This is a genomic window from Acinetobacter sp. ANC 3813 (assembly GCF_002135435.1).
Classification (GTDB): Bacteria; Pseudomonadota; Gammaproteobacteria; order Pseudomonadales; family Moraxellaceae; genus Acinetobacter.
Map to the genome: position 1 here is coordinate 197,984 of NZ_NEGK01000006.1, position 15,497 is coordinate 213,480.

Consider the following 15,497-nt stretch of genomic DNA (forward strand, 5'->3'; position numbering starts at 1 on the left):
CACCCAATTCATTAGAAAAATATCAGGCTGAAGGTGAGTTATGAAAGTCGAATCAATCCAGCTAAAACATACCTTGCACTTCACAGACCTGCATGCAGAATTCAATTATCAAAATGCGCCCATCACCCTGATTTTAGGCGATCAAAGCACAGGGAAAACATCCATCCTGCGCTTTACTTATCAAGCGCTGACTTGGTTTGCCGCCCGCTACAAAGACTTGCGTACCGCAGGTGTCGTCATGCTGGACCACGACATTATGCTGAACCGCCTGCAGTCTAAAATTGATATACGCATCAGCTACCCAGCAGAAATTGGCGTCTTGTCCAGCAAGAAAGAAACCGCCTCAGAAGAAATGCCGCAGCAGACCGATGTTCAGGCGGAAAGCTATCAATGCGCTTGGCAACTTTATAAAACCCTGAATGCGCAAGGCATGGGCATCAGCAAAGCCGAAACACAGCAGCTTGAAGAGTTAACTGCACGCTATCAGCGCGCCTTAACTGATGATCCCTTGATGGGCATGCCTTTGATTGCCTATTATCCTGCAGAACGCTTCGTCAATGAAGTCAATGTACTGAATAAGAATAACCCTGCCATTTTCCAGCCCGCCTATGCTTACGAGATTTCAGCCATTCCTTTCACCACCTTTAGCCGGTTTTTTGAATGGTTCCGCGAAGTCTGCGATATTGAAAATGCGCAAAGCGCCGAGCTGATTCAAGAAATCCTGCATAAAAACAAACTGGCCTCAGAACAGAAGACAGCGGACTTTCTCAGCAGCCGCATTGCTCAGGCTCATGCGCACATTCACGCCCCTGCGCTCAAATCCTTAAAACGCGCGCTGGCCATTGTGCTGCCGGAGTTCAGCAATATTTTCCTGCAGTATCATCCTAAACTGATGCTGATGGTGACCTATCAGGGTCAGACCATGCAGTTTATGCAGCTGTCCAACAGTATCCGCAATCTGGCGGCGCTCATTGGCGATATTGTGCGGCGCATGTGCCTGCTCAATCCAGCCAGCCTATATCCTTGCGAAGAAGGTGAAGGTGTATTGCTGATTGATGCCATTGATCATCAATTAGATCAAACTATGGCGCAAGACATTCTGCCTCGCCTGCATCAGGCTTTTCCGCAATTGCAGATTCTTGCCACAGGCAACCGCAGTGAGCTGCTGGATCGTGCAGCCGAATATCAGTGCCTGCAGCTGGAAAATAAGCAGCTGACCCCGATACTGCCTGATTCAGTCCAAATGCAGTTTGATGAAATTTACGCAGCGCTATACAGCGCAGATCAGGATTTGACAGCGGAGACCGAGTCGCAGCCTGCCCTATTGCAGGAACCCGTCAACGACGCACCAACAGCAGAAACACTGCTTCAACAGATTCAAGCACAGCTGAGTGAAACGCAGCAGCAGGAGCTGATTCAGCTGCTGAATGAAAATCATCCAAATCAAAGCCCGAATCACTTACTCTAAGCAGACCTGCCTAATCAATTGAGGAATGCATGCTCAGGCGATCCAAGACTGAAATACCTGCGCTCTTGCCGCAGGCGTATAATGTCCGCTAAATGTACAAAAAAGATTGATGTTGCGCCTTGCCTGTAATATGATCGGTTTTATTTGCAATTTTCTTAATAAAATCGGATTTTGCAATCACATACATGCTGCGCAACACAGCTGTTTTTTATTTAAAACACATTGGCTTTCAAGATTGAACATTTTGGATGGCTCCTTGCTGTCCTCTAATCCTTGAAAGATAAAGATTCACTCTAGGCGCAGAGCCTAATCACGACAATGGATACGAGTGTGCTGCCGATAATTATCTTCTTACCGCTGGTGCTTGGGACTTTTCTAGTCTCTTGGCTCAAGCAGTTCTCTCGCGGAGCAACCGCCTTAGGGGCGATTGGAGTCAGCATCAGCAGTCTAGCCCTGCTTCTGACTCAAGCAAAAGAGGTCTTTAATGGTCATACAGTCATACAAACGTGGACTTGGCTTCCTCAGCTGGGCCTAGACTTCAGCTTCCGCCTCGATGCGCTTGGCCTACTGTTTGCACTGCTGATCAGCGGTATCGGCACACTGATTTACATCTACGCGTACTTTTATCTCAGCCCTAAAAATTCACTCAGCAAACTGTATTTTCTGCTGATGCTGTTTATGGCCGCCATGCTCGGCATCTCCTTATCCAATAATTTAATGCTGCTGTTGGTATTTTGGGAGCTCACCAGTATTTCGTCTTTCCTGCTGGTCGGCTATTGGAGCAATTACGAAGCGGCACAGCGCGGCTCACGCATGGCGCTGACCATTACCGGCATGGGCGGGCTTTGCCTGCTGGGCGCATTCATTCTGCTTGGACAAGTCACTGGCACCTATCAAATAGACCAGATTTTGGGCATGCGCGAACAGATCCAAAGCCATGCTTTATTTGTTCCAATTTTACTGCTCACCCTCATGGGCGCATTTACCAAAAGCGCGCAGTTCCCCTTTCATTTCTGGCTGCCCAATGCGATGGCCGCGCCAACCCCCGTATCGGCTTATTTGCACTCTGCGACCATGGTCAAAGCAGGCATTTTCCTGCTGGCGCGCTTACTGCCGATTTTTGCCGGCGCAGCGCTTTATCATAATATTGTGACTTTTGTCGGCCTGTTTACCTTATGCATGGCAGCTTTCTTTGCCATTTTTAAAGAAGATTTAAAAGGCTTATTGGCCTATTCCACCATCAGCCATTTGGGCTTAATTGTCTGCTTGCTGGGGATCGGTTCACCGCTGGCGGTTGCCGCAGCAATCTTCCACATCATTAACCATGCAACCTTTAAAGCTGCGCTGTTTATGATTGCCGGGATTATTGACCATGAGTCAGGTACACGCGACCTGCGCAAGCTCAGCGGACTTTGGCAGCTGCTGCCGTTTACCGCTACGCTGACCATGATCACCGCTGCCTCGATGGCTGGCGTACCGCTGACCAATGGTTTTCTCTCCAAAGAAATGTTCTTTACCGAGTTACTGGCCAATCTCAGTGGACCCGTGATGATCGGCGCAGCCGTGACCGCAACTTTTGCCGGCATTTTTGCAGTGGCTTATTCTATCCGCTTGGTGCATGGCGTGTTTTTTGATGGCCCGATCGGTAAAGATGTGCCCAATAAAGATGCGCATGAACCGCCTTTCGGCATGCGTGCGCCAGCTGCATTGCTGGCGGTACTGTGCATTCTAGTCGGCATATTGCCTGCCCTGCTGATTGAAAAGATTGTCAACAGCACGACGCAGGCCAGCACGCAAAACTTTGCTTTCGAAGGCGTGCATATTGCGCTTTGGCATGGCTTTAATCTTCCGCTGCTGATGAGCGCGATTGCGCTGCTGGGCGGTATCGCTTTCTATTTTTCACTCGCCAAAGGCAGCCGCATCCGCCATATTGATTTAGATCCTGTTCTTGGAAAGTTTCAAGGCCGGATTTTATTTGACCTGTTCTTAAAGCACCTGCTGCTGAATTCTCGAAAATTCAAACGCGCAACCGAAAATGGCTCGCTGCAAAGTTATCTGATGTGGATTGTCCTGTTCAGCATCGCCCTCACTGCATGGCCTTTAGCCTCCCAAGGCATAGGAACAGGCACTCGTGAACTGACGCATGCGCCAGCAATGGCTATCGTTTTATGGCTGCTGCTGTTCTCTGCCTGCTGGATGATGCTGTGGTTCCATCATGAACGCATTAAAGCCGTCCTGATCAGCGGCGCGGTCGGCCTTGTGGTCACCATGGTGTTCATCTGTTTCTCTGCGCCAGACTTAGCCTTAACGCAAATTACAGTCGATGTCGTAACAACGGTGCTGCTGCTGATGAGCCTGTCATTATTGCCTCAGCTCACCCCGTATGAATCCAGCATTTCTCGGCGCTGGCGCGATGCTTTAATCGCGATTGCTGGCGGCGCTGGCATTGCTTGGATTACTTGGCTGATTTTGACCCGTGACCATAATTCCATTTCATGGTTCTTTTTACAGCAGTCCATTCCGCTGGGCGGCGGCACCAATGTCGTGAATGTGATTCTGGTGGATTTCCGCGGATTCGATACCTTTGGTGAAATTACCGTACTGGGCATTGCTGCCATTGGCGCACTCTGCATGATGGATGGCATGCGCGCGCATGGCACCACCATTACCCAAGGGCTGACTTACCGCTTTAACCCGTCTCCGCTCATGTTCCGAATCACTGCGTCGTGGGTATTGCCTTTGGCGCTGGTGGTCAGTCTTTACATTTTCCTGCGCGGTCACAACTTGCCAGGCGGCGGATTCATCGCAGGCTTAATTACCTCCTTGGCGCTGGTCATTCAATATATCGCGCTCGGTCAAGATCAAGCAGAACGCCTGCTGCGCGCAAAATCTGGCCGCCTATATGAAATCTGGATTGGCACAGGCTTAGTCATTGCCGGCTTAACAGGCTTAGGTTCATGGTTCTGGGGCCGACCATTTCTCACCAGCGCGCATATTCACATGCATCTGCCCATTTTAGGAGATATGCATTTGGCCAGCGCGGCGCTGTTTGATGTCGGGGTGTATGTGACTGTAGTCGGTGCAACCATGCTGATGATTTCAGTTTTAGGTGACTCCCGCCATACCAGCATGTCTGGCCCAGTACCAAGAGGATAAGCCATGATCAGTATCGAATTATTATTGACCACTGCCATTGGCCTGCTGACTGCAACAGGCATCTACTTGATCCTGCGTGCGCGTACCTTCCCGGTCGTGCTTGGCTTAGCGATGATCGGCTATGCGGTGAATCTATTTTTATTTGCCATGGGCCGCATTCAAATCAATGCGCCAGCAGTCTTAACAGAAACGGCCAAAACAACCGATCCGCTGCCGCAAGCGCTGGTGCTGACCGCCATTGTGATTGGTTTTGCCACTACAGCCTTTATTGTACAGCTGGCTTTACGCAGCCGTTTTGAATCTGGAACAGATCACGTGGACTCAAAAGAAGAAATACCGCAGATTGACCCGCGGGAGGATGAGCCATAATGAATGATTTCATCCAATTTTGGACACAGCATACGCCCATTTTCAGTATTTTAATTCCTGCACTCACTGCATTTATTTTGGTGCTGCTGGGCAATCCCGGCTCTGGCTCCTTAGCGCATGACTGGCGTCAGCCTTGGCGGCGCGGCATCAGTTTTGTATCTTCCCTGCTGGGCCTGGGCACAGCAGTCAGCTACCTGATTTTTGCCAGTTCAGGGCAAATCAGTGTCTACAATCTGAGTGAATGGGCAGCGCCTTTCGGCATTGTTTTAGTGCTGGATCGACTCTCAGCGTTCATGCTGGTGCTGACCTATGGCTTGGCAGTGCCCATTATGTGGTATGCCAGCAAAGAATGGGATGAACGCGGGCGCTACTTCCATGCCATGTTCCATTTTTTACTGATGGGGCTGTGCGGCGCATTCTTAACAGGTGACTTATTTAACCTGTTCGTATTCTTTGAAATTCTGTTGATGGCCTCTTATGTCCTGCTGCTGCATGGTCAAGGCAAAGCGCGCTTTCAGCTCGGCATTCATTATGTCACGATCAATCTTGTCGCCTCTGCGCTCTTCCTGATTGGCCTCGGTCTTATTTACGGCAGTGTCGGCAGCCTGAATATGGCGGATGTCGCGCGCCTGATGCCGCTGCTGGAAGCAGATCAGCACCGCTTAGCGGTTGCAGGCGGACTCTTGCTGTTCGTGGTGTTTGGCATTAAGGCTGCTATGCTGCCTGTCGGCTTTTGGCTGCCCAAAACCTATGCAGTCGCAACCACGCCAGTTGCAGCCATCTTTACCATCATGACCAAAGTCGGCATTTACGCTATCCTGCGCATCAATGGTACAGTGTTTGATGATACGGTCAGCCGTGAAATCTTGCAAAGCTGGCTGCTTCCGATTGGCTTAATTACCTCTGTATATGGCGTGATTGGCGCGATCGGTGCAGAACGCCTGCGCCGTTTTGTCGGCTTTATGATCCTGTCATCCATCGGTACCATTTTAATTGCGATTTCGCTGTTCAATGCTCAGGCATGGGCAGCTGGCCTATATTATTTAGTCCACAGTACTGTCGCAGGCGCAGCCTTTTATATCCTGTGCGGCTGGATCACTTCACAGCGCGGTGAATTTAAAGACCACTTTAAAGCTGCACCGCAAATGAAGCAGCATAAAACCGTTGCGATCACTTATTTTATTATTGCTTTGATGATGGCAGGCTTGCCGCCGTTCAGCGGCTTTCTGGGTAAAGTCTTCATCTTGCAGGCAACATCATCATCTCCTTACCAGCTGCTGATTATTTTAACGGTTTTAGCCGTGAGCCTGCTCAGCATTATTGCCATGACACGGGTTGGCTTTATTCTGTTTTGGCGCGCCACTCGGCCGGAAGATAATCCTGAAACGCAAGAATATGCACGCTATCAGGCATTGCCGGCCACTGCCCCCAAGCGCAATGACACAGTCATTTATTTATTGCTGACTGGGCTGATCGCCTATATGGCCTTTGCTGCACCCATTTACAGCTACGTCTCCAGTACAGCTGTGCAAATTCAAAACAATGCGCTGTATGAAGACACCCTGCTGAAAAAAGATGAAGATGGCACTATTATCAGTGTTCAGCCATTTGATTCTGCTTATTTGCCAGAAACCAAATATGGCGGCGAAACCGCCGATCAAAATGCGCATCTTATTCCTCAGCTGATTGCGCCTGAGACACTGAATGGCGAACATATCTCTGACTATAAAAAACGTCAGATTCAGATGCAGAGCCTTGAGGAGCAGTCCAATTCAGACACTCAACTGAAACCTGTGCAGGAGCCTTAAATGAAAGTTGCATCTCTTTTAGAGCGCTGGTTCCCTCATCCCCTGGTTTCAGTCATTGTCGGAGCCAGCTGGCTGATGCTGGGCCATAGTTTAGACTCTGGCTCCATCATAATGGCGCTCATTCTGGCCGTATTTATTCCGCGTCTCGTGCGCCCTTTTATTGAGCGCACACCAAATATTGACTGGAAACCTGCAGTCAGCTTATTTTTTTCAGTACTGTGGGACATCATTGTCTGCAATATACAAGTGGCTAAACTGGTTTTAGGACCGACGCATAAGCTGCATCCAAAATGGTTCCGCGTGCCTTTAGATACGCAGCATGAAGAAGTGAATACCCTGCTTGCGATGATCATTACCACGACACCAGGCACAGTCTCTGCAGGTATCGATCAAGACCGCGGTGACATTCTGGTTCATGCTTTAAATATTGAAGACACTGAAGCGGAAATTCAAAACATTAAAAACCGCTATGAAAAACCGCTGATGCAGATCTTTGGTGTTCAATCAGGAGCGCAATCATGACTATCTTGCCTTATGCTCTGGCACTCTGTTTGGGCGCCGTTACTATTTCTATGATCTTGTGCCTCATACGCCTGATTATCGGCCCATCGATTGTAGACCGCTTGCTGGCTTTAGATACCCTGTTTTTAAATGCCACCTGCCTTGTGGTTATTTTAGGGATTTACTGGGCAAGCACCGCAATGTTTGAAGGCGCTTTACTGGTGGCCATGCTGGGCTTTGTGTCGACAGCCGCTCTTGCGCGCTACTTCACCACCGGCCATGTGATTGATTAGGAGAATTTACAATGCAGCTTGCTATGGAAATTGCCGTTTCAATTTTCCTCATCATCGGCGCCTTTTTTATGCTGGTCGGCGGAATTGGCATGGTGCGCTTGCCAGATTTATTCATGCGCCTGCATGCGCCGACTAAATCCAGCACTTTAGGCTTAGGCAGCTTTTTGATCGCTTCCATCATCTACTCAGCTTTTCAGGGGCGCTTTGGCTTTGCCGAACTGCTGCTGACACTTTTAGCATTCATTACCGCCCCAGTATCAGCTAATTTAATTGCGCAAGCCGCACTGCACCTGCGCTTACGCTCTATTAGCGGTGAAGTGCCTGAAACGCTGAACCGCCCTTTACCTTGGCAGCGCACCCGCCGCCGAGCTTTTTATCAAAAGCGTGAAGATACGGATAAACAGCTCTAATCCAGACTATTTACTATTTCCAGCAAAAAAAAGCCACCCGAAGGTGGCTTTTTTAATGTCCAGTCAGGACTTATTCATCATCTTTTTTTGCTTCTTCAGGAGGTAAATCCTTCACTGCTTCAGCAATCAGGCCAAACATATAGTTGCCATACGCATTGGTCTTGTCATAGTGGAAACGCAAACGCGGCGTTATGCGTGTCTTAATGCGGCGGCCAAGCTCATGACGCAGGAAACCAGAAGCCTTATTCAAGACCTCCAAAGTTTCCTTATTCGCCGCTTCGCTTTGCTCATCGCCTAATTCACGCCCCATTACAGTGACATAAACTTCAGCATAGCCTAAATCTGGGCTGACTTTCACCGCAGAGATGGTCACCAGACCACCTAAACGCGGATCTTTAAGCTCCTGACGGATCAGTTCAGACAACTCGCGCTGAACTGTATCTGCCATACGCTTAAGACGCTGACTACCCGCCATTAAAGACTCCGTTTAATCAATTGAACATCATAAACTTCGATCTTGTCTTTCGCTTTGATGTCTTTATAGCCTTTCACTGCCAGACCACATTCCATGCCGGCGCGAACGTCTTCAACCACTTCTTTATAGCGGCGAAGTGATTCAAGTTCACCTTGGAAGACAACTACATCTTCACGCAATACACGGATTGGTTTGTTGCGGTGCAATACACCTTCCAGAACCATACAGCCTGCTGCAGCGCCAAATTTGCTTGAGTGGAATACTTCACGCACTTCAGCAACACCCAGAATTGTTTCACGGTGTTCTGGCGCAAGCTTGCCGCTCATTGCCGCTTTCACGTCATCAATCAGTTCATAAATTACTGAGTAGTAACGGATATCAATGCCATCTGCATCAGCTTTTTGACGCGCTGCGGTATCCGCACGAACGTTAAAGCCTAGAAGCACCGCTTCTGAAGATTCTGCAAGAATCACGTCAGATTCAGTGATCGCACCAACACCTGAACTGATTACGCGCACTTTAACTTCATCAGTTGCAAGCTCTGCAAGCGCAACATGCAATGCTTCTAAAGTACCGCGTACATCTGTTTTAAGCACAACGTTCACAATCGGAACATCTTTCTTGCCCATAGATGCCATTAAGTTCTCTAGACGCATAGCGCTTTGACGTTCAAGACGTTTTTGACGCTCACGATCCATACGCGCATCAGCAACTTCACGCGCTTTTTTCTCGTCATCAACAACAAGAACTTCATCACCTGCCATTGGCGCTTCTGGAAGACCCAGAATTTCCACAGGAATTGAAGGGCCCGCAGATTTGATACGCTGACCATTTTCATCAGTCATCGCACGTACACGGCCGTAAGATGCACCTGCAAGAACAAGATCACCTACTTTCAATGTACCGTTTTGAACAAGAATCGAAGTAACAGCACCGCGGCCTTTGTCAACACGCGCTTCAATTACAACACCTTGAGCCGCACCTTCTTCAGACGCTTTCAGCTCAAGCATTTCCGCTTGAATTGAAATCAAATCAAGAAGTTCATCGATACCTTGACCAGAGTGCGCTGAAACCATTGCAACTGGTACGTCACCGCCCCATTGTTCAGGAACGATTTCTTTGGTTGTCAATTCATTCAATACGCGGTCTGGATCAGCAGATTCTTTATCCATTTTGTTGATCGCAACAATAATTGGCGTACCTGCTGCACGTGCATGGTCAATTGCTTCTGCAGTTTGCGGCATTACACCGTCATCTGCTGCAACAACCAATACCACGATATCTGTCGCTTTTGCACCGCGTGAACGCATTGCAGTAAACGCTGCGTGTCCCGGAGTATCCAAGAAAGTAATAATGCCTTTCTCAGTTTTCACATGGTAAGCGCCGATATGCTGCGTAATGCCGCCCGCTTCGCCTTGTGCAACTTTCGCACGGCGGATACGGTCAAGAAGCGATGTTTTACCATGGTCTACGTGACCCATGATTGTAACAACTGGCGGACGCGTTGTTTGTGCGCCGCGCGCTTCTTCAGCCGCTTCCAGCAGGTTATCTTCCGCTTGAGTTTCAGATACCAATACTGGGTTATGGCCCATTTCTTCAACAACAAGCGCAGCAATTTCCTGCTCAATCGCTTGGTTCTGAGTAACCAATTCACCCATTTTCATCAGTGATTTGATCACTTCACGAACTTTAATCGCCATTTTTGCAGCTAAGTCAGCCACAATAATCGTTTCACCGATTTCCACATCATAAACTTGTTTTTTAACAGGTTTTTCGAAGCCATGTTTGTTCGATTGACTTGTTTTTAAACCGCGTTTATGTGAGTTATCACGGAATGACTGTTCTTCACCGCGACGGCCGCCCTTCTTAGATGACCGCGTATTCGGGGTATTTGTACCACGTTTAATTTCACGGTCTTCTTTTGCAAACGAGTCTTCATACGCCTGGCCAACTAGACCAGCTGCCAATGGAGAATCATCAACAACACGAATTGTCGCTGTCGTATCTTCAGAAGAATACTTAGACGCCATTTGACGCATTTGCTCAAGCGTACGCTGCTGCGCTTCTTCAGCGGCCTTGCGGCGCACTGCTTCTTCAGTCGCTTTTAATTGCGCTGCTTGCGCTTCACGCACTTTTTTCTGTTCAGCGGTTTCAACCACTTTAACCGTTTGCTTCACAATCGGCTTATTGGTTGATTTACGCTTCACTACAACGGCAGCTTTTGGCACTTCCTGCTTAGCAGTTTCTTGCTTAGCAGCTGCGCGCATTGCATCTAAAGCTTGCTTCGCTTTAGAGTCGCCTTGAACTGGCGCTTGAGCTGGCTTATCACCCGCTTCACGCGCTTTTTGATCCGCTTGAGCTTTCGCTAAAGCTTCAGCTTTAATCTGTTCTGGATCTGGCTTAGTAAACGTATGCTTCTTGCGAACTTCTACGTTAATAGTCTTAGCCTTACCTGATGTACTTGCTACTTTAGCTGTACTGGTCGTTTTACGTTTCAACGTGATCTTTCCTGCATGTGCATCATCTTGACCATGAATTTTTTTCAAATGGTTGACGAGCACATTTTGTTGTTCGGCGGTAATAATGTCGTCAGCTTTACCTTGCGGCAAACCTGCATCACGAACCTGTTCCAGCAGCTTCTCAACCGGGGTACCCACGTTGAGCGCCAACTCTTTAATCGACTTGTCCGTCATATATTACCTCCTAGTTAAACCATGATTCGCGCGCTTTCATAATCAGTTGACCTGCTTTTTCTGTACCCAAACCTTCGATATCTGCGATATCGTCAGTCGCTTGGTCAGCCAAGTCGTCTACTGTAATCACACCGCGGGCAGCTAGTGCATACGCGATCTCTTGAGTCATACCTTCCATTGCAGCAAGTTCAGGACTCGGCTCTTGAATATTTTCCTGCTGTTTCAACGCATCTGCCAATGCAACTTCTTTTGCACGGCCTTGAAGCGCTTCTACAGTTTCCGCATCCAACTCGATTTCATCGAATGTTTCTGCAGGAACATAAGCAATTTCTTCTACTGATGTGAAGCCCATTTCAACCAATGCCATCGCAAGGTCTTCTTCAATATCCAGACGTGAAACAAACAGGTCTAAATATTGCTGTGCTTCGTTTTGCTGACGTGCATGATACTCATCTTCAAGCATCATGTTCAGTTTATAACCAGTCAATTCAGAAGCAAGACGTACGTTTTGGCCCTGAGAGCCAATTGCACGCGCCAATTGATCGCTGGTTGCGAAGATAATGTCAGCTGTACGCTCTTCTTCATCAATCACAATGCCAGATACATCAGCAGGCTCTAATGCGCTTGCGATATATTGTGCTGGATCATCAGACCAAACCACAACATCAATGCGCTCGCCATTCAGTTCTTGCTGTACCGCTTGGATACGCGTACCGCGCATACCGATACAAGCGCCTACTGGATCAATACGGTGATCGTTCGTTTTCACTGCAATTTTAGCACGCACACCCGGTTGACGGGCAGCAGCTTTAATTTCAATGATTTCTTCTGAGATTTCTGGAATCTCTTTTTTCATCAATGCAATCAGCATTTCAGATTTAGCGCGGGAAAGCTGCAATTGAGCGCCGCGGCCTTCGCGATTGACATTGAAAAGAATGGCATTTACACGCTGTTTAGGACGCAAAATTTCTTTTGCAATCATTTCTTCACGTGCAAGATACGCTTCAGCATTATCACCTAAGTCAATGATAAAGCCGTCTTTTGTTTGCTTCTTCACTTCACCGTAAATCAGCTCACCCACTTTAGACTCATAGGCATCAGCGATTAAAGCGCGTTCAGCTTCACGAATCTTTTGCACGATGACTTGCTTCGCAATTTGCGCAGCAATACGGCCGAAGTCGATTGATTCAACTTCAAGTTCACGGATATCGCCAATTGACCATTTCGCAGGATCAACATCAGAGATCGCATCCTGACAAGCAGGCATTTCGTGATCTTCATCTGCAACCACTTCCCATTGACGGAAAGTCGCGTAATCACCTGTACGGCGGTCGATTTCCACACGAAGGCGCGCTTCTTCAGAATTTGTGCCCTCGTAGAATTTCTTTTTAGTCGCAGCAACGAGAGCTTGTTCAAGCGCTTCAAAAATTGCGTCGCGAGGTACACCTTTCTCGTTACTAACCGTTTCTACTACGGTAAGAATTTCACGTGCCATAAGTCACCTATTCGTCAAGATTCTTATTTATTGAATTAATCTTGGAAGATTAAATTTGCTTTATCAATATTGTGACTGTCGATTTCCAGTACTTGCTGCTTTTCAACTTCAACCTGAATGATTTCATTTTCAAGATCTACTGCAACCAGTTTTGCCTGGAATTTACGGCGGTTATCTACAGCACTGATAAGGCGCAATGCAACTTGCTGGCCGACATAGCCAGACATTTGATCCAGTGTATAAAACGGACGGTCCCAGCCAGGAGACGACACTTCCAGCGCATATTCACCTGAGATCGGGTCATGTACGTCTAAAATCGCGCCAACCTGCTGTGTTACACGCACACAGTCCTGCACGCCAATACCGCGGCCCTGCTCTTCTTCACCATCTTGATTGATGACTGGCGCTGCGTTTTCGCCTACCGGTTTGTCGATATAAATACGCAATAGCGAACGCTTGCCTTGAGGCACAAAATCAATACCCCAAAGATCCACATTACATGCCTGCACAGCCGGTGCAATTAAGTCCTGAAGTGCTTGAGTTTTATTTGATAGCTTCATTTACTCTCGTCAAAATTATGAGATTTGATGGCCGAAATGACCACTACAGACCAATGTCAACTATTGTAGTAGTGAAACATGACGATTTGACCAAATTTATGCCGACACTACACGATAGCCAATAAAAAAGGGCGTAATCGCCCCAATTATGCACAGAAAACCATAGTCCACTGTGCAAAAAGGCCCACCTAGTTGTGAGCCTCTTTTAGAAACTTGGTAGCGGGAGCTGGATTTGAACCAACGACCTTCGGGTTATGAGCCCGACGAGCTACCAGACTGCTCCATCCCGCATCAACGTGCAAAAATTATATACAAAATGCTAATCACTTTCAATGAAAACTGATCAACTGTACCTGATTAAGTTGCACCTTAATCAGAATTGGTAGCGGGAGCTGGATTTGAACCAACGACCTTCGGGTTATGAGCCCGACGAGCTACCAGACTGCTCCATCCCGCATCAATATTGCAAAATGATCTCAGCTTCAAAAAAACTGTTTATTTAAGTTGCATCTTAAATAAAGTTGATTGGTAGCGGGAGCTGGATTTGAACCAACGACCTTCGGGTTATGAGCCCGACGAGCTACCAGACTGCTCCATCCCGCATCAACAGTGCAAATTTATCTCAGCTTTTTTCAAAACTGTTTATTTAAGTTGCATCTTAAATAAAGTTGATTGGTAGCGGGAGCTGGATTTGAACCAACGACCTTCGGGTTATGAGCCCGACGAGCTACCAGACTGCTCCATCCCGCATCAACAGATTTGCCGCTAACACCAACTTATATTTTCTGGATAACAAGTTGGTGCGGAAGGGGGGACTTGAACCCCCACGCCCGAAAGCACTACCACCTCAAGGTAGCGTGTCTACCAATTCCACCACCACCGCAGCAGTGACGCATTCTAGACGCACAGTCCAAAAAAAGAAAGAGCTAAATAATATTATTCGGCTGTTTTAGGTGCGGTTGGCGAAGTTTCAGCCGCTTTTACAGGAACTGCAGGCGCTGAAGAAATCGATTTCAAGCTGTATGCATCTGTCGTTTGCTTCTTCGCATACACGGCCAGCGTTAAGCTGGTCACAAAGAATAAAGCTGTCAGCACCGCGGTTAAACGGGTTAAGAAATTAGCTGAACCCGAGGCGCCAAACACTGTTGCCGCGCCGCCGCCGCCAAAAGATGCGCCCGCATCCGCCCCTTTGCCATGCTGAACTAAAATCAGAACAATCATCAAAACGGCTAAGATAATATGTACTACCAGCACAAAAGTTTGCATGCTGCACTCCTAATTATTTTGTATTCGCAAATGCTTGAGCAATTTTATAGAACGACTCTGCATTTAATGATGCACCGCCAACCAATGCACCATTGATGTCTGGACAGGCTGCTAACTCTACTGCATTTTCAGGCTTTACACTACCGCCATATAAAATAGCCATGGTTTTGCCAGCAGGGGTGATTTGACTCAGGCCTTCACGGATTTTAGCATGCATCGCCTGCGCATCTTCCGGAGACGCGGTTTTGCCTGTACCAATCGCCCAAATCGGCTCATAAGCAACGATAATATTGTTCCATTGCTCAGCTTGTACAACTGCAGCAATATCACAGATTTGCTGAAGCACCGTAAGCTCAGCCTGTCCGTTTTCACGCTGTTCCAAGCTTTCACCTACGCAATAAATGACTTTTAAATTGGCATTTAATGCATTTTTAATTTTTTCATTTAATATCGCTGGCGTATCAGCAAAATATTCACGGCGTTCAGAATGACCAACCAGTACAAAGCCGATTCCGCTGTCCTGCAGCAATTCAGCGCTGATTTCACCTGTATATGCCCCTGTGCCTGCAAAACGGGAAACATCCTGCGCTACGGTATAAACTGTACGGCTGCTGTCATGCAATTGCGCACGTATATCGGTCAATGCCAAAGCAATTGGCGCGACACCCATATGACAATCTGATTCTTCAATATTTTGATTTTGAAGCAATTGTTTTAATTCTTGCACTAACTGTTTGGCACTTGCCTGCATTGGGTTCATTTTCCAATTGCCCACAACCCAAGGTGTAATCGCCGGAACCGACATAAATAACCTGCAGAAACTAATAGATGAAAACCGGCACATTCTACACGCAATTGAAAATTTTGATGATAGTTTTCCTCATGCTATTTTCAATATAAAAAGGCTGAATTCTTTTTTTAATAGCTTTTTTCAAAAAATTCCTGATGATTTAAGGACTAGTTCAAAGTTTTGATCAATACTTAGGTAGTGACAACATTTTAA

13 protein-coding genes and 5 tRNA genes are annotated in these 15,497 nt (G+C 47.5%); 7 read left to right on the forward strand and 11 right to left on the reverse strand.

Translation table 11 applies throughout. The features are described from left to right. The first annotated feature begins 40 nt into the window (after window positions 1–40). The 7 genes from B9T34_RS10995 (at window position 41) to B9T34_RS11025 (ending at window position 8,005) form a co-directional block, all read left to right on the forward strand. Complete coding sequence (locus B9T34_RS10995; protein WP_086213177.1) at window positions 41–1,468, forward strand: AAA family ATPase; 1,428 nt, start codon at window positions 41–43, stop codon at window positions 1,466–1,468. A 318-nt stretch (window positions 1,469–1,786) separates the two neighbouring features. Beyond that, entirely contained in the window at window positions 1,787–4,624 is a 2,838-nt protein-coding gene (locus B9T34_RS11000; RefSeq protein WP_086213178.1) for a monovalent cation/H+ antiporter subunit A, read from the forward strand. 3 nt (window positions 4,625–4,627) lie between these two features. Next, window positions 4,628–4,993 (forward strand): Na+/H+ antiporter subunit C, encoded by a 366-nt coding sequence (locus tag B9T34_RS11005; protein ID WP_086213179.1) that lies wholly within the window; start codon window positions 4,628–4,630, stop codon window positions 4,991–4,993. Continuing rightward, on the forward strand, window positions 4,993–6,801 hold the full coding sequence (locus B9T34_RS11010; RefSeq protein ID WP_086213180.1) for a monovalent cation/H+ antiporter subunit D: 1,809 nt from the start codon (window positions 4,993–4,995) through the stop codon (window positions 6,799–6,801). Before B9T34_RS11005 ends, B9T34_RS11010 begins: the two co-directional genes overlap by 1 nt. After that, the gene (locus B9T34_RS11015) at window positions 6,802–7,323 is read left to right on the forward strand and encodes a Na+/H+ antiporter subunit E (RefSeq protein ID WP_086213181.1); all 522 of its coding nucleotides are present in this window, start codon (window positions 6,802–6,804) and stop codon (window positions 7,321–7,323) included. Further along, complete coding sequence (locus B9T34_RS11020) at window positions 7,320–7,595, forward strand: monovalent cation/H+ antiporter subunit F (protein WP_086213182.1); 276 nt, start codon at window positions 7,320–7,322, stop codon at window positions 7,593–7,595. The genes B9T34_RS11015 and B9T34_RS11020 overlap by 4 nt, the downstream gene beginning before the upstream one ends. Before the next feature lie 11 nt (window positions 7,596–7,606). After that, window positions 7,607–8,005, forward strand: coding sequence for a Na+/H+ antiporter subunit G (locus tag B9T34_RS11025; RefSeq protein ID WP_086213183.1), 399 nt, complete (start codon window positions 7,607–7,609; stop codon window positions 8,003–8,005). 70 nt (window positions 8,006–8,075) lie between these two features. Here B9T34_RS11025 and B9T34_RS11030 read toward each other — a convergent pair whose 3' ends face one another. The 11 genes from B9T34_RS11030 to tpiA all read right to left on the reverse strand — a co-directional run bounded on the left by B9T34_RS11030 (window position 8,076) and on the right by tpiA (window position 15,299). Next, window positions 8,076–8,480 (reverse strand): ribosome-binding factor A, encoded by a 405-nt coding sequence (locus tag B9T34_RS11030; protein WP_086213184.1) that lies wholly within the window; start codon window positions 8,478–8,480, stop codon window positions 8,076–8,078. Next, complete coding sequence (infB, locus tag B9T34_RS11035) at window positions 8,480–11,173, reverse strand: translation initiation factor IF-2 (protein ID WP_086213185.1); 2,694 nt, start codon at window positions 11,171–11,173, stop codon at window positions 8,480–8,482. Before infB ends, B9T34_RS11030 begins: the two co-directional genes overlap by 1 nt. Window positions 11,174–11,183: 10 nt before the next feature. Continuing rightward, window positions 11,184–12,668, reverse strand: coding sequence for a transcription termination factor NusA (gene nusA, locus B9T34_RS11040; RefSeq protein ID WP_086213186.1), 1,485 nt, complete (start codon window positions 12,666–12,668; stop codon window positions 11,184–11,186). A 35-nt stretch (window positions 12,669–12,703) separates the two neighbouring features. Continuing rightward, window positions 12,704–13,228, reverse strand: coding sequence for a ribosome maturation factor RimP (gene rimP / locus B9T34_RS11045; RefSeq protein WP_086213187.1), 525 nt, complete (start codon window positions 13,226–13,228; stop codon window positions 12,704–12,706). A 214-nt stretch (window positions 13,229–13,442) separates the two neighbouring features. Beyond that, window positions 13,443–13,519: transfer RNA gene (locus B9T34_RS11050), tRNA-Met, on the reverse strand. An 89-nt stretch (window positions 13,520–13,608) separates the two neighbouring features. Next, window positions 13,609–13,685 (reverse strand) — tRNA-Met (locus tag B9T34_RS11055). A 69-nt stretch (window positions 13,686–13,754) separates the two neighbouring features. Then, window positions 13,755–13,831: transfer RNA gene (locus tag B9T34_RS11060), tRNA-Met, on the reverse strand. Window positions 13,832–13,901: 70 nt separating this feature from the next. Then, window positions 13,902–13,978 (reverse strand) — tRNA-Met (locus B9T34_RS11065). A gap of 48 nt (window positions 13,979–14,026) precedes the next feature. Further along, window positions 14,027–14,111, reverse strand: a tRNA-Leu gene (locus B9T34_RS11070). Between the two features lie 53 nt (window positions 14,112–14,164). Continuing rightward, window positions 14,165–14,494 carry a preprotein translocase subunit SecG gene (gene secG / locus B9T34_RS11075; protein ID WP_086213188.1) on the reverse strand — a complete coding sequence of 110 codons (330 nt, stop codon included), beginning with the start codon at window positions 14,492–14,494 and terminating at the stop codon, window positions 14,165–14,167. 13 nt (window positions 14,495–14,507) lie between these two features. Beyond that, window positions 14,508–15,299 (reverse strand): triose-phosphate isomerase, encoded by a 792-nt coding sequence (gene tpiA, locus B9T34_RS11080; protein WP_086213189.1) that lies wholly within the window; start codon window positions 15,297–15,299, stop codon window positions 14,508–14,510. Window positions 15,300–15,497: the final 198 nt, after the last annotated feature.

Excerpts from the sequence above, each read along its gene's own strand:
- B9T34_RS10995 (WP_086213177.1), top strand. The coding sequence starts at position 41 with ATGAAAGTCGAATCAATCCAGCTAAAACATACCTTGCACTTCACAGAC.
- B9T34_RS11000 (WP_086213178.1), top strand. The coding sequence starts at position 1,787 with ATGGATACGAGTGTGCTGCCGATAATTATCTTCTTACCGCTGGTGCTT.
- B9T34_RS11005 (WP_086213179.1), top strand. The coding sequence starts at position 4,628 with ATGATCAGTATCGAATTATTATTGACCACTGCCATTGGCCTGCTGACT.
- B9T34_RS11010 (WP_086213180.1), top strand. The coding sequence starts at position 4,993 with ATGAATGATTTCATCCAATTTTGGACACAGCATACGCCCATTTTCAGT.
- B9T34_RS11015 (WP_086213181.1), top strand. The coding sequence starts at position 6,802 with ATGAAAGTTGCATCTCTTTTAGAGCGCTGGTTCCCTCATCCCCTGGTT.
- B9T34_RS11020 (WP_086213182.1), top strand. The coding sequence starts at position 7,320 with ATGACTATCTTGCCTTATGCTCTGGCACTCTGTTTGGGCGCCGTTACT.
- B9T34_RS11025 (WP_086213183.1), top strand. The coding sequence starts at position 7,607 with ATGCAGCTTGCTATGGAAATTGCCGTTTCAATTTTCCTCATCATCGGC.
- B9T34_RS11030 (WP_086213184.1), bottom strand. The coding sequence starts at position 8,480 with ATGGCGGGTAGTCAGCGTCTTAAGCGTATGGCAGATACAGTTCAGCGC.
- infB (WP_086213185.1), bottom strand. The coding sequence starts at position 11,173 with ATGACGGACAAGTCGATTAAAGAGTTGGCGCTCAACGTGGGTACCCCG.
- nusA (WP_086213186.1), bottom strand. The coding sequence starts at position 12,668 with ATGGCACGTGAAATTCTTACCGTAGTAGAAACGGTTAGTAACGAGAAA.
- rimP (WP_086213187.1), bottom strand. The coding sequence starts at position 13,228 with ATGAAGCTATCAAATAAAACTCAAGCACTTCAGGACTTAATTGCACCG.
- secG (WP_086213188.1), bottom strand. The coding sequence starts at position 14,494 with ATGCAAACTTTTGTGCTGGTAGTACATATTATCTTAGCCGTTTTGATG.
- tpiA (WP_086213189.1), bottom strand. The coding sequence starts at position 15,299 with ATGTCGGTTCCGGCGATTACACCTTGGGTTGTGGGCAATTGGAAAATG.